The organism is Nocardiopsis protaetiae, from assembly GCF_045446735.1.
Lineage (GTDB): Bacteria > Actinomycetota > Actinomycetes > Streptosporangiales > Streptosporangiaceae > Nocardiopsis > Nocardiopsis protaetiae.
Genome location: NZ_JBJJBV010000275.1, coordinates 1 through 12,951, shown reverse-complemented (window position 1 = coordinate 12,951; position 12,951 = coordinate 1). Strand labels below are relative to the sequence as shown.

At 71.4% G+C, this 12,951-nt stretch carries 10 protein-coding genes; 9 read left to right on the top strand and 1 reads right to left on the bottom strand.

The window, feature by feature from the left end:
* The first annotated feature begins 450 nt into the window (after window positions 1-450).
* The 7 genes from ACJOT3_RS28875 (at window position 451) to ACJOT3_RS28845 (ending at window position 9,198) form a co-directional block, all read left to right on the top strand.
* Window positions 451-1,455: a hypothetical protein gene (locus ACJOT3_RS28875; RefSeq protein WP_406976282.1), complete on the top strand. Its 1,005-nt coding sequence runs from the start codon at window positions 451-453 to the stop codon at window positions 1,453-1,455.
* 166 nt (window positions 1,456-1,621) lie between these two features.
* The gene (gene mshD / locus ACJOT3_RS28870; RefSeq protein ID WP_406976281.1) at window positions 1,622-2,608 is read left to right on the top strand and encodes a mycothiol synthase; all 987 of its coding nucleotides are present in this window, start codon (window positions 1,622-1,624) and stop codon (window positions 2,606-2,608) included.
* A gap of 338 nt (window positions 2,609-2,946) precedes the next feature.
* On the top strand, window positions 2,947-3,912 hold the full coding sequence (pstC, locus tag ACJOT3_RS28865) for a phosphate ABC transporter permease subunit PstC (RefSeq protein ID WP_406976280.1): 966 nt from the start codon (window positions 2,947-2,949) through the stop codon (window positions 3,910-3,912).
* The gene (gene pstA, locus ACJOT3_RS28860; RefSeq protein WP_406976279.1) at window positions 3,909-4,994 is read left to right on the top strand and encodes a phosphate ABC transporter permease PstA; all 1,086 of its coding nucleotides are present in this window, start codon (window positions 3,909-3,911) and stop codon (window positions 4,992-4,994) included. The genes pstC and pstA overlap by 4 nt, the downstream gene beginning before the upstream one ends.
* A gap of 82 nt (window positions 4,995-5,076) precedes the next feature.
* Entirely contained in the window at window positions 5,077-5,856 is a 780-nt protein-coding gene (gene pstB, locus ACJOT3_RS28855) for a phosphate ABC transporter ATP-binding protein PstB (RefSeq protein ID WP_406976278.1), read from the top strand.
* Window positions 5,857-6,260: 404 nt separating this feature from the next.
* Entirely contained in the window at window positions 6,261-6,590 is a 330-nt protein-coding gene (locus tag ACJOT3_RS28850; RefSeq protein ID WP_406976277.1) for a trypco2 family protein, read from the top strand.
* A 49-nt stretch (window positions 6,591-6,639) separates the two neighbouring features.
* Window positions 6,640-9,198, top strand: coding sequence for a trypsin-like peptidase domain-containing protein (locus ACJOT3_RS28845; RefSeq protein WP_406976276.1), 2,559 nt, complete (start codon window positions 6,640-6,642; stop codon window positions 9,196-9,198).
* Between the two features lie 176 nt (window positions 9,199-9,374).
* On the opposite strand, the gene ACJOT3_RS28840 is transcribed toward ACJOT3_RS28845, so the two are convergent.
* Window positions 9,375-9,716 (bottom strand): SH3 domain-containing protein, encoded by a 342-nt coding sequence (locus tag ACJOT3_RS28840; protein WP_406976275.1) that lies wholly within the window; start codon window positions 9,714-9,716, stop codon window positions 9,375-9,377.
* A gap of 362 nt (window positions 9,717-10,078) precedes the next feature.
* Here ACJOT3_RS28840 and ACJOT3_RS28835 point away from each other — a divergent pair, with 362 nt between their 5' ends.
* Window positions 10,079-10,408, top strand: coding sequence for a trypco2 family protein (locus ACJOT3_RS28835; RefSeq protein WP_406976274.1), 330 nt, complete (start codon window positions 10,079-10,081; stop codon window positions 10,406-10,408).
* A gap of 41 nt (window positions 10,409-10,449) precedes the next feature.
* Window positions 10,450-12,951 (top strand): P-loop NTPase (locus ACJOT3_RS28830; RefSeq protein ID WP_406976273.1); only part of this gene is annotated, 2,502 nt, incomplete at its 3' end.

The window sequence follows — 12,951 nt, the reverse complement described above, 5'->3', positions numbered from 1 at the left end:
GGCGCCGGTCGTTCGAGGACCGGTCCGGGGCCGTGTGTCCGAGGGCTTGCTCGGGGCCGTGTGCCCGGGGACGAGCGGAAGGTAGAGGGCCGTGTGCCCGGAGCCTGCTCGGGGCCGGTCGTCCGGGGCCACCGAGAGGTTCGGAGAGCTGTACGGAAACGGCCCCGCGTGGTGCGTTCGGGGCGCGGGCAGGGGATTCGGAGGGCGGTCGAGGAGACGGCGGGGGGAACTCGCAGTCGTGAGAATCAGGGCTGCGGCCGAAGGCCGTCCGTTGAGGGTGGTGGTGGGAGACGGGTGGACAAGAATGGTGAGGTGTGGGGTCTCGTGTTACAGGCAAGGACGTCCTAAGATCTGTGGGGCACCCCGAGGCCAGGCCAGGCGCGGCATGGCTCCCCCGACGGGTGCGGACCATTGCACGGCGCACCACCCGTGAGGAGTGAACCCGCCCCGATGCCCACCAGCGCCGCGAACACCCCGCTCACCCTCCGACGTCTCGGCATCGCCCTCGGTGCCGCGTTCATCGGATCCACCCTGGTCGCGGTGGCCTCACCCGCCCTCGCGGAGCCGACGGAACCGGGTGAGCCGTCCCAGCCCCCGACCCCGGTCGCCGCGGTCGCGTTCGCACGCGACGCGGACAGCGTCACGCTGGGCGGCCAGGCGCCGCCCAACACGCTCACCCTGAGCAACACCGGCACCATCGACATCTGCCTGCTCGACCTGACCGCCGAGACTTTCAAGGTCAACGGCTTCCAGGCCGACCGACTGCCCGCCGGGGAGTCGGACGCGGTCGTGGTCACCGGCTCGCCGCGGCAGTCGGTCGACGTGATCGCCACGCTGACCTTCGCCGCCGCCGACCCGGAGACCGGCTGCACCACGCCCCCGGGCGACGTGCACAGCATCTCCTCCGGGGTGTGGGCGGTCACCGTCACCAGGCCCGACCCCACACCGACGCCCACGCCGACCCCGACGCCGACTCCCACGGAGTCGCCGACCGGTCGGCCCACCCCGTCGCCCTCCCAGACCCCGAGCGAGCGACCCACCCCGTCGGCCACCCCCACCGACTCCGGTCCCCAGGCGAGCGACCGGCCCTCGTCCCGGCCCTCGAACAGCAACACGTCCCGGCCCTCCACGCCGACCCGTCCGCGCAGCAGCGTGAGCGACGTGCCCACCAGCGGCTCGACGATCCCCACCCTGCCGCGGAACGAGGCGGCCCTGCCCGACGTGCTGCCCGGTGAGGACCTGGCGACCCTGCCGCTGGCCACCCCGACCGAGACCGGCGACGAGGCCGCCGCGACCGAGGTGGCCGCCGAGCACAGCGACATGGGGCCGAACATGGCCCCCGCGGTGCTGCTGGCCGCCTTCCTGCTCACCCTGCTGCTGGCCGCCCCGCTGGCCCCCACCCGCCGGGTCCGCCCCGGCCTGGGCGGCTACCAGGGACGGCGCCGCAAGGGCTGACGCCTCTGGACCGACCGGCCGCGCCCCCGCCCGCACCCGCGGGACGGGGGCGCGGTCGTGTCCGGACCCCCGGGGCGGGGGCACGGCCACGCCCGGACCGGCACATATCGCCCATGCGCGAGGCCAACGAAATCTTTACGGCTCCGTCGTCGTAGGCTTTCGGTCCATGAGCACCCCGCTGGTCACCGACGACCTGGCGGCCGGACCGGCCGACCAGGTGCTGACGCTCGCCGAGGCCGCCCGCAGAGTCGACGGCGTGGCCCCCCTGTCCGAGCACACCCTGCTGCGCGTCCGCCACGGCGCGCCCTCCGGCAGCGCGCGCTTCCACGTGATCTCCGAGGACGGCCGCGTCGTGGGCTTCGCGTTCATCGAACGCGGCGAGGGCGAGCCCGACTCCGGCGAGGTCGTCGTCGACCCCGACCACCGGGGCCGCGGGCACGGCACCGCCCTGCTGCGCTCCGTCCACCGCGACGCCGGGCCGAACGGGGTCCGCGTGTGGGCGCACGGCCGCACCCCGCAGGCGGTGGCGGTGGCCGAGGGGGACGGCTGGCGGGCCGCCCGCGAACTCCACAAGATGCGCATGCCGCTGCGCGACATCGCCGCCGGCGAGCGGGGCGGGCCGCGGACGGCGCCGGAGCTGCCCGCGCCCCTGCTGCGGCCTGAGGTCGCCGACCGGGTCGGGGTGCGCGCGTTCGTGGTCGGGCAGGACGAGCGGGCCTGGCTGGACGCCAACGCCCGCGCCTTCGCCCACCACCCCGAGCAGGGCAGGCTCACCCTGGACGACCTGCTCCAGCGGGAGGTCGAGGACTGGTTCGACCCGCACGGGTTCTTCCTGGCCACCGCCAAGGACGGGAAGGTCGCCGGGTACCACTGGACCAAGGTGCACGCCGACGGCGCCGGGCTGACCGACGGCGAGCCCGTCGGCGAGGTGTACGTGGTGGGCGTGGACCCCGACTGGCAGGGCACCGGCCTGGGCCGGGCCCTGACGGTGAAGGGGCTGCGGCACCTGCGCGACGCCGGTCTGCCCTGGGTGCACCTGTACGTCGACGGGGACAACGAGGCGGCCGTGCGGCTGTACACCTCGCTGGGCTTCGAGATCTGGGACACCGACGTGATGTACGCGCCGCCCGAGGAGCCGCCGGGCGACGCGTGAGTGCGCGGGGCCGCGGCGGGTAATGGGTAGGTGGTCCGGAACGACGGGCCGCCGCCCGCCGCCCGCACGTGCCGCTTCTCACATTCACCGACCAAACCCTCGGCCGCCACGGGAGTGCGACATCCCGTTCATTTCCCGTTCATCTTCCTTGGGACAACTGGTCACCTAGGGGGCCTACCTTCGCATTCGGCGCATCGCGACCTCTCCGCGTTCGGCGGTCGCGGCGGCCTCCCGCGGGGTGACCTCCCGGGGAGGACACCCGAACCCGACAAGGGTCCGGAGCCCACCCGCAGGGGGCTGGTGGGCAGCACTGAACCCTTCCGAACCGGAGCCGATACATGACGACGACGGACGCGCCCACGGTGGCACCACCGCCCAGGGGCAAGCGCCGGATCGGCGATGTTGCCTTCGCCGGGCTCGCCCGAGGCTCGGGCATCCTGATCCTCGTGATCCTCGCGGGTGTCGCCGCCTTCCTGATCGTTCAGGCCTGGCCGTCGCTCACCGCGAACACGGCGAACTTCATCACCGACCAGTCCTGGGACGCCAACGTCCGCGAGAACCCCGCGTTCGGCGTGGGGGCCCTGGCGTTCGGCACCGTCCTGGCCGCCGCCATCGCACTGCTGCTGGCCACCCCGGTCGCCATCGGCATCGCGCTGTTCATCGTCTACTACGCGCCGCGCCGGCTCGCCGCCCTGCTCGGCTACCTGGTCGACCTGCTCGCCGCGATCCCCAGCGTCGTCTACGGCCTGTGGGGCATCGGGTTCCTCGCCCCCCAGCTGGTCCCCGTCTACGAGGGGATGGCCCGCAACCTCGGCTGGATCCCGCTCTTCGCCGGGCCCGCCTCCACCTCGGCCCGCACCATCCTCACCGCCGGCATCGTGCTCGCCGTGATGATCCTGCCGATCATCACCGCCATGTCCCGCGACGTGTTCCACCAGGTCCCGCAGGGGCACCGGGAGGCAGCCCTGGCCATGGGCGCCACCCGCTGGGAGATGATCCGGCTGGCCGTCCTGCCCTTCGGCAAGTCCGGCATCGTCGGCGGCGCCATGCTCGGCATGGGCCGCGCCCTGGGCGAGACCATGGCCGTCGCCATGATCCTGTCGCCCTCCCTGGCCATCTCCTGGAACGTGCTCCAGAGCGGCAACCAGACCATCGCCGGGCACATCGCGCTCCAGTACCCCGAGGCCACCGGATACGGCGTGTCCGCGCTGATCGCCGCCGGCCTGGTGCTGTTCGCGATCACCCTGGTCGTCAACATGGGCGCCCGCTACATCGTGGCGCGCGGCAACAAGGAGTCCCGATGAGCCTGACGACCGCTCAGCCCACCGAACCCGGGCCCGGCACCGGCGCCCCCCGGCGCGACCTGCGCAGCGGCTCGCTGCCCCGCTACTTCCCGCCCGCGCTGCTGGCCTCCTCGGCCGCCGTGGTCGCGGGCGTCCTGCTGGCCTTCTCGTCCTTCGGGTTCATCCTGTGGGGCGCCCTGACCGCCCTCGCCTACACGGTGATCGCGGTCGCCGCCTCCGCGCGCGTCGAAGGCGGCCGCAAGGCCAAGGACCGGCTGGTCACCTCGCTCGTCTACCTGTGCTTCGCCCTGGCGATGCTGCCGCTGGTGTCGGTGCTGTGGACGGTGCTCGGCAACGGGCTGGCCCGGTTCGACGGGTACTTCCTGACCGTGTCCATGAACGGCGTGCTGCCGAGCATGGACGCCGGCGGCGCCTACCACGCGATCGTCGGGACGCTGGCCATCACCGGCATGGCCACGCTCATCGCGGTACCCGTGGGCGTGATGACCGCCGTGTACCTGGTGGAGTACGCGCAGGGGCGGATGAAGCGCACCATCATGTTCTTCGTCGACGTCATGACGGGCATCCCGTCCATCGTCGCCGGGCTGTTCGTGGTGGCGCTGTGGATCCTGCTGTTCGGCCCCGGCAAGACCAACGGCGCCGCCGGCGCGATCTCGCTGGCCGTGCTGATGATCCCGGTCGTGGTGCGCTCCAGCGAGGAGATGCTCCGCCTGGTCCCGCAGGACCTGCGCGAGGCCTCCTACGCGCTGGGGGTGCCCAAGTGGCGGACCATCACCAAGGTGGTGCTCCCCACGTCGGCCGCCGGTCTGACCACCGGAATCATGCTCGCCATCGCGCGCGTTATCGGAGAGACGGCACCGCTGATCCTGACCGCGGGGTCGTCGGCGGTGTCGATCAACTGGAACCTGTTCGACGGGCAGATGATGAGCCTCCCCGTGTTCATCTACTCGCAGGTCCGCATGGGCGGCGCGGTCAACTACGAGAGGGCCTGGGCGGCGGCGCTGACGCTCATCCTCGTGGTGATGCTGCTCTTCTTCCTGGCCCGCATGATCGGCCGCCTGTTCGCGCCGAAGTCCCGCTAGCCCGCCTGGGCCGCCAGCCCCGCTAGCCCGTTCACCAGCTCATCCGGCCATCCGGTAGCCCGGTAATCACGAGGAACATCCAGTGGCGAAACGAATCGACGTCTCCGGACTCCACGTCTACTACAGCGACTTCCTCGCTGTGGAGGACGTGTCAATGACCATCGAGCCGCGTTCGGTGACGGCGTTCATCGGGTCCTCCGGCTGCGGGAAGTCCACCTTCCTGCGCACCCTGAACCGGATGCACGAGGTCACCCCCGGCGCCCGCGCCGAGGGCAAGGTGCTCCTGGACGACATGGACATCTACGCGCCCGACGTGGACCCGGTGCTGGTCCGCGGCGAGGTCGGGATGGTGTTCCAGAAGGCCAACCCGTTCCCGACCATGTCGATCTACGACAACGTGCTGGCGGGGGCGCGGCTCAACAACAAGCGGATGACCAAGGCCGCCGCCGACGACCTGGTCGAGGAGTCGCTGCGCGGCGCCAACCTGTGGGAAGAGGTCAAGGACCGGCTGAACAAGCCCGGTTCGGGGCTGTCGGGCGGGCAGCAGCAGCGGCTGTGCATCGCGCGGGCGACGGCGGTGAAGCCGTCGGTGCTGCTGATGGACGAGCCGTGCTCGGCGCTGGACCCGATCTCGACGCTGGCGATCGAGGACCTCATTCACAAGCTGAAGGAGGACTACACGATCGTGATCGTCACGCACAACATGCAGCAGGCGGCGCGGGTGTCGGACCGGACGGCGTTCTTCAACCTGTCGGCGCCGGGGAAGCCGGGGAAGCTGATCGAGATGGGCGAGACGAACAAGATCTTCACCCGCCCGGACAAGAAGGAGACGGAGAACTATATCACCGGCCGTTTCGGATAACCGCAGCTCAGGCGGCCGATGATGACCAACCGGTTCGGGTAACCGCAGGCCTGGTAGCTCTCCGGCAGGGGGTCCGTGGACACGGGCCCCCTTCGTGTTTCTCCGAACATCTCTCGCTTCGGTGCTTCAAGCCCTGGCATCGCGACGCGTACGCCGATGTACGAGGAGGAGTGGTGGGCGGCCCGAGAACGCCCCTGTCCGAGCTGGAGGAAAAGGAATCGGGGCGCTTCGGCCGTCCGGAGGTCCGCGAGGCCTACGAGGCGGTGCGGCTGCGCCGGGAGCCGGGTGGGCAGGAGGCTGGCCGTCACCGGCCATCGCGGGCTCCGTTGTTCCCTCCCCAGGGGCGGGGGTCGGGGCCTAGGATTCTGGACCAGGCAGCCGTCCCGGGCACCGGAGGAGAACACGTGGACATCCCTCTCACGACCGCCGTGCAGACCCTGCGCGAAGAGCTTCTGGAAGCCGCGAAGCAGGGTGAGGGGGCGGAGATCACCTTCGAGGTGGGGCCGATCGAGATGGAGTTCGAGGTCGAGTTCCGGAAGGACGTCCGGGCGAAGACCGGGTTCGCGGCCTGGATCGCCACCGCCGAGGCCGAGGCCGGGGTGGAGCGCGGCCGTACGCAGCGGGTGGCGTTCACGCTCACGCCGCGCACCAGGGACGGCAAGGACGTGTCCATCAAGGGCGGCCGTCAGATCGAGACCGACCCGGAGGCGTTCTCCGGCCACCTGGGCCGCTGATCCCCGGCCACTCCCCCGTCGGTGTCTCGTAGTCGAGTAGGTATCGGGCTTGGTCCAGCGCATCGTCCACGTCACCCATCCCGGCGGCCGGGGCTCCGGGCATGTCATCGGCCCGGGGCTGGTCCTCACCAGTGCCCATGTGGTGCCAGACGTGCCGGGTGCCGAGGTCAAGGTGTTCTCCCTGGCCGACCTGCGGACCTACACGGGGACTGTGGTCTGGCGCGGGACCCCGGGTGGACGCGATGACGCCGCGCTGGTCGAGGTCGCCGATGCCCGGCTCGTCGAGACCCCTGTCCGGTGGGGGCGCATCGTCACCAATGTGCCTGGGATCGGGTGCCAGGCGTGGGGGTTCCCGGACGTCGCCCAGCGTGGAGGCCAGGCGATCGAGAGCGCCCAGCCGGCCGGGACGATCAACCCTGGTAATCGGTACCTGGGCGACCGCTACATCATGGACATCACCACCCAACCACCTCGCTGGGAGGAGAAGGGTTCGCCGTGGGCGGGGCTGTCGGGCGCGGCTCTGGTGTGCGACGAGTTGGTGGTGGGGGTGGTGGCCACCGACCCGGCCCACTCGGCGTACGCGCGTGTTGAGGCCGTTCCGGCCTACGTGCTGCACCGGGACCCCGGATTCCACCGGCTACTCGCCCGCCATGGTGCTCTGGGGCCCTTGGAGGCGGTGGAACTCCAGGCGGCGCACCTGCACGAACGTCCTTCCCGTTCCCCCGCAGGGCTACTGCGGGCGCGGCGGCAGATCGTGAGTTTCCACGGCCGTCAGGAGCTGATGAAGGACCTGACCGCCTGGTGCCTGGACGGCGAGGACTTCGCCGCCCGGCTGATCCACGGCCCCGGCGGGCAGGGCAAGACCCGGCTCGCCCACGAGCTGGCCGACCGCCTCTCGGACCCGGCCGGTTCTCACCGATGGGCGGCCCTGTGGCTGGACCGGGACGCACCCGCCGAAGCCCTGGAGGCGGTGGCGAAGGTGGCGGTGCCACTGCTGGTGGTGGTCGACTACGCCGAGACCCGCACCGGCCAGCTCACGGCGCTCTTGGACGTCTGTGACAGGCGCGACGGCACCATTCCCGTGCGGGTACTGATGCTGGCCCGGACCGGCGGCGAGTGGTGGCACAACCTGCCGTCCGGCAGCGACTCCTGCGGGGAGCTCCTCGATACGGCTACCGCCACCTATCTGCCGCCGCTCATCGCCGAACCCGACGATCGTGCGGCCGAATACCGACTGGCCCTCACCCACCTGGCCACCGCGCTTCCCACTGTGCGCGGTCAGGGACCGGTGGACTGGGGCACGAAGTCCTCGGCGCTCCCGGTCCCGGATCTCCAGGGCGACGAGTGGCAGAGCGCCCTGGCCGTTCACATGCGGGCCTTGGCCGACCTGCTCGACGCCGCCCACCCCACGGTGGCAGCGGTGAGAGGGCGCGGGACGGTCGAGGACCGGCTCCTCGAACACGAGGCGCGCTACTGGAATGCTGCCGCTCACAGTCACGGCCTGGACGGGAAGTCGCTCCAAGGGGAGCTGCGGAACCTGCTCGCGATCGCCTTCACTCTCACTCCCGCCAACACGGAGGACGCCGCTGCACTGGTCAAGGCTCTGCCAGGGTTGCGGGACAAGGATGAGGCCGACAGGCGGCAGGTAGTCCGATGGGTCACCTCGCTCTACCCGGCGGAGGAGAACCGGATGTGGGGGCAACTCCAGCCGGACCGTCTCCTGGAACGCTTCCTGGGTCTGCGATTGGAGGAGACTCCGGATCTGTTCACCCCCTACCTGGAGGGCATCGCCCCGGACGATGCCGAACGGCTGCTGACCCTGTACGCGCGTGCCGCGGCCCAGCCCGCGTTCAACTCGGCGCTGGACGCGAAGCTGACCCGGCTGTGCACCGACCATGCCCAAGAGTTGGGGTCGGCGGCCATCGAAGTGGCCACTCAGGTCGAAGCACCTCGGCCGCTTATCGACGCCCTACACGCTTTGACCAGTGATCGTGATGTTCCCCTGCAAGTACTCCAAAAGCTGCACAACCGTCTACCGGATTTCAGCCACCGACTCGCTGAGTACGCCGCCGCACTCAGCACACGCCTGGTTGACCTCCGCCGCACCCTGGCCGAGCAACGCCCCGACACCTACCTACCCGACCTCGCCACCTCCCTCAACAACCAATCCGTCCGTCTGGCCGCCCTGGGACAGACCGAACAAGCACTCCAAGCCATCACCGAAGCCGTCGACCTCTACCGCACCCTGGCCGAGCAACGCCCCGACACCTACCTACCCGACCTCGCCACCTCCCTCAACAACCAATCCGTCCGTCTGGGTGCCCTGGGACAGACCGAACAAGCACTCCAAGCCATCACCGAAGCCGTCGACCTCTACCGCACCCTGGCCGAGCAACGCCCCGACACCTACCTACCCGACCTCGCCATGTCCCTCAACAACCAATCCGTCGACCTAGCTGACCTGGGCCAGACCGAAGCAGCACTGAAAGCCATCACCGAAGCCATCAGTATCCGCCGACAACTCGCGGCCTTGCGGCCTGTGGTGTACCAGAAGGATCTGGAGAAGTCCCTGCAAGTTCTCGCGTGGCTGGAAGGTGATGATGATTAGATTCCGCCAGCCACCAGCGCAACCGGGCGGGACTCATAGCAAATAAGGGTGCGGGAAGCATAATTCCGCACCCTGGTAATTGTTGGAGCTGGCCAGAAATCGGCCGTTCCCGCCGAGGTTGCCGTTCGGGGAATGGCGGGGCCCGGCCGGGCTGGAACGCCCGGCCGGGGTGGGGGTCAGACGAAGCAGTTGCCCGGCTGCTTGACGAGGTAGGTCGAGGAGGCCCAGCGGTTGGTGCCGAGCTGGCGGAAGCCGTTGGTGGTGTTCTGGCTGGCGGTCACGAGTGCGCCGTTGGCCAGCGAACCCACGATGGAGTAGTTGGTTCCGGGGCCGCTGCGGATGTTGAGGCCGCCGTTGGCGCTGACCTTGTACCTGCACCAGACCGTGGAGGCGGCGGGCACCTGTTCCGGGGCGGGGGCCGCCTGGGCGGGGGCGGACAGGCCGACGACGACGGCACTGGCGGCGACGGCCGCGGCGGCCAGACCGCGGGCGAAACGACGGGACTTCGTAGCCTTCACAGGCTTTCCTCCAACGTTCAAGGCTTGATCGGGGGACCTCGGCCGAGGATGGAATTCCATGGTGGGGCAGGCCTTCGGAATCCTCGATCAGGGTAACGGGAAAGTCCATTCCGCGCAGGATTCCGACCACATCAGGCCACCCTCTCGGCATTCTCCGCCAAAGGCCAGAGAAGTCTCGTACAAGGGTTGACCGGGTTCTCGGATCGCCCTATCCTCACGCGCGAGAATTGGGTACCCGGTACCAATGCGGAATCAGGGTGCGGGAGGCCGGCCGCCACCGGCCATCGCGGGTCCGCTGTTCCCTCGCGGGGCCGGGGCCTGGGATGCTGGCCCAGGCAAGCCCCCCGCCCCGAGGAGAACACGTGGACATCCCTCTCACGACCGCCGTGCAGACCCTGCGCGAACAGCTCATGGAGGCAGCGGAGCAGGGCGAGGGGGCGGAGATCACCTTCGAGGTGGGCCCCATCGAGATGGAGTTCGAGGTCGAGTTCCGGGTGGACGCCCGGGCCAGGACCGGGTTCGCGGCCTGGATCGCCACCGCCGAGGCCGAGGCCGGGGTCGAGCGCGGCCGTACGCAGCGGGTGGCGTTCACGCTCACGCCGCGCACCAGGGACGGCAAGGACGTGTCCATCACCAGCGGTCGGCGGGTCGACACCGGCCCGGAGGCGTTCTCCGGCCATCTGGGCCGTTGATCTCCCCCCTCGGTGTCCCGTCGTAGAAGCAGGTATCGGCCTTGGTCCAGCGCATCGTCCACCTCACCCATCCCGGCGGCCGGGGCTCCGGCTATGTGATCGCCCCCGGGCTCGTCCTCACCAGCGCCCACGTGGTGCCCGACGGCCCGGGCGCCGAGGTCCAGGTGTTCTCCCTCGCCGACCTGCGTACCCACACCGGGACCGTCGCCTGGCGCGGCACCCCGGACGGACGCGATGACGCCGCCCTGGTCGAGGTCCCCGACGCCCGGCTCGTCGAGACCCCTGTCCGGTGGGGGCGCATCGTCACCAACGTGCCCGGCACCGGGTGTCAGGCGTGGGGGTTCCCCGACGTCGCCCAGCGCGAGGGGCAGCCGATCGAGACCGCCCAGCCCGCCGGGACGATCAACCCCGGCAACCGGTACCTGGGCGACCGCTACACCATGGACATCACGGCCCACCCGCCCCGCTGGGAGGGGAGGGGTTCGCCGTGGGCCGGGCTGTCCGGCGCCGCCCTGGTGTGCGACGACCTGGTGGTGGGGGTGGTGGCCACCGACCCCGCCCACTCCGCGCACGCGAGCATCGAGGCCGTCCCCGCCTACGTCCTGCACCGGGATCCGGGCTTTCGCGACGTGCTCGACCGGCACGGCGCCCTGGGGCCGCTGGAGGCGGTCGAACTGCGGGACGCGCACCTGCACGAGCGGCCCACCCGCTCCCCGGCAGGGCTGTTGCGCGCGCGGCGGCGGGTGGTGGACTTCCACGGCCGCTCCGAGCTGATGGCGGACCTGGCCGCCTGGTCCGCGGACGGCGAGGACTTCGCCGCCCGGCTGATCCACGGCCCCGGCGGGCAGGGCAAGACCCGGCTCGCCCACGAGCTGGCCGACCGCCTCTCGGACCCGGCCGCCGCCCGTCGGTGGGCGACCCTGTGGCTGGACCGGGACGCACCCGCCGAAGCCCTGGACATGGTGGCGAAGGTGACCGTCCCGCTGCTGGTGGTGGTCGACTACGCCGAGACGCGCACCGCCCAGCTGATCGCGCTCCTGAACGCCTGCGACCGGCGCGACGCCACCACCCCCGTGCGGGTGCTGATGCTGGCCCGCACCGCCGGGGACTGGTGGGAGAACCTGCCCTCCGGCAGCGACGCCTGCGGCGAACTCCTCGACACCGCCACGGCCACCTACCTGCCGCCGCTGGTGGCCGCTCCCGAGGACCGGGCGGACGAGTACCGGCTCGCCCTGACCCACCTGGCCGCCGCGCTGCCCACCGTGCGCGGCCGGGAGTCGGTGGACTGGGCCGCGGCGGCCGCCCGGATGTCCGCCCCGGACCTGCGGTCCGACGAGTGGCGGAGCGCGCTGGCCGTTCACATGCGCGCCCTGGCCGACCTGCTCGACGTCACCGACCCGGCCGTGGCGGTGGCCGGGGCAGCGGCGGCGGGCGGGCGCCGACCGGTCGAGGACCGGCTCCTGGAGCACGAGATCCGCTACTGGGAGACCACCGCCCGCGGTCACGACCTGAGCCGCGAGCGGCTTCCCGACAGCCTGCGGGACCTGCTCGCGATCGCCTTCGCCCTCACCCCCGCGGACCCCGGCCGGGCAGCCCTGCTGGTCGGGGCCGCCCCGGGCCTGCGGGACCGGGGCGAGGCGGAGCGGCGGCAGGCCGTCCGGTGGATCACCTCGCTCTACCCGGCGGAGGAGAACCGGATATGGGGGCAGCTCCAGCCCGACCGGCTCCTGGAACGCTTCCTGGGCCTGCGGCTGAAGAAGACCCCGGACCTGTTCGCCCCCTACCTGGACGGCATCGCCCGGGACGATGCCGAACGGCTGCTGACGCTGTACGCGCGCGCCGCGGCCCAGCCCGCGTTCGACTCGGCACTGGACGCGCAGCTGGCCCGGCTGTGCGCCGACCACGCCCGGGAGCTGGGGCCGGCGGCCATCGAGGTGGCCACCCAGGTCGAGGCGCCGCAACCGCTCATCGACGGCCTGAACGCCGTGAGCGGCGATCCCGACGCCCCCGTGCGGGTGCTCGAAGGCCTGCACAACTCCCTGCCTCCCTCCAGCCAACGGCTCGCCGAGTACGCCGCCGAGCTCAGCACCCGCCTGGTCGACCGCCACCGCGCCCTCGCGGAGCGGCGGCCCGACCTCCACCTGCCCGACCTCGCCGCCTCCCTGAACAACCGGGCCGTCGAACTGGGCGACCTGGGCCGGCGCGAAGAGGCACTGGAGGCCGCCTCCGAGGCCGTGGGCGTCTACGCGACCCTGGTCGAACAGAGACCGGACCTCCACCTGCCCGGGTTCGCCGTCGCTCTCGGCACCCTGTCCAGCCGGCTGGGCGACCTGGGCCGGCACGAAGAGGCGCTGAAGGTCTCCGCCGACGCCGTGCGCGTCCGCAGGGCACTGGTCGGGCGGCGCCCGGACCTCCACCTGCCCGACCTCGCGATGTCCCTCAACAACCAGGCCGACCACCTGAGCACCCTGGGACGGCACGAAGAGGCGCTGGAGGCCGTCAGCGAGGCCGTGCACGTCCGTCGGGCCCTGGCCGACCGGCAC

Excerpts from the sequence above, each read along its gene's own strand:
- mshD (WP_406976281.1), top strand. The coding sequence starts at position 1,622 with ATGAGCACCCCGCTGGTCACCGACGACCTGGCGGCCGGACCGGCCGAC.
- pstA (WP_406976279.1), top strand. The coding sequence starts at position 3,909 with ATGAGCCTGACGACCGCTCAGCCCACCGAACCCGGGCCCGGCACCGGC.
- ACJOT3_RS28875 (WP_406976282.1), top strand. The coding sequence starts at position 451 with ATGCCCACCAGCGCCGCGAACACCCCGCTCACCCTCCGACGTCTCGGC.
- pstC (WP_406976280.1), top strand. The coding sequence starts at position 2,947 with ATGACGACGACGGACGCGCCCACGGTGGCACCACCGCCCAGGGGCAAG.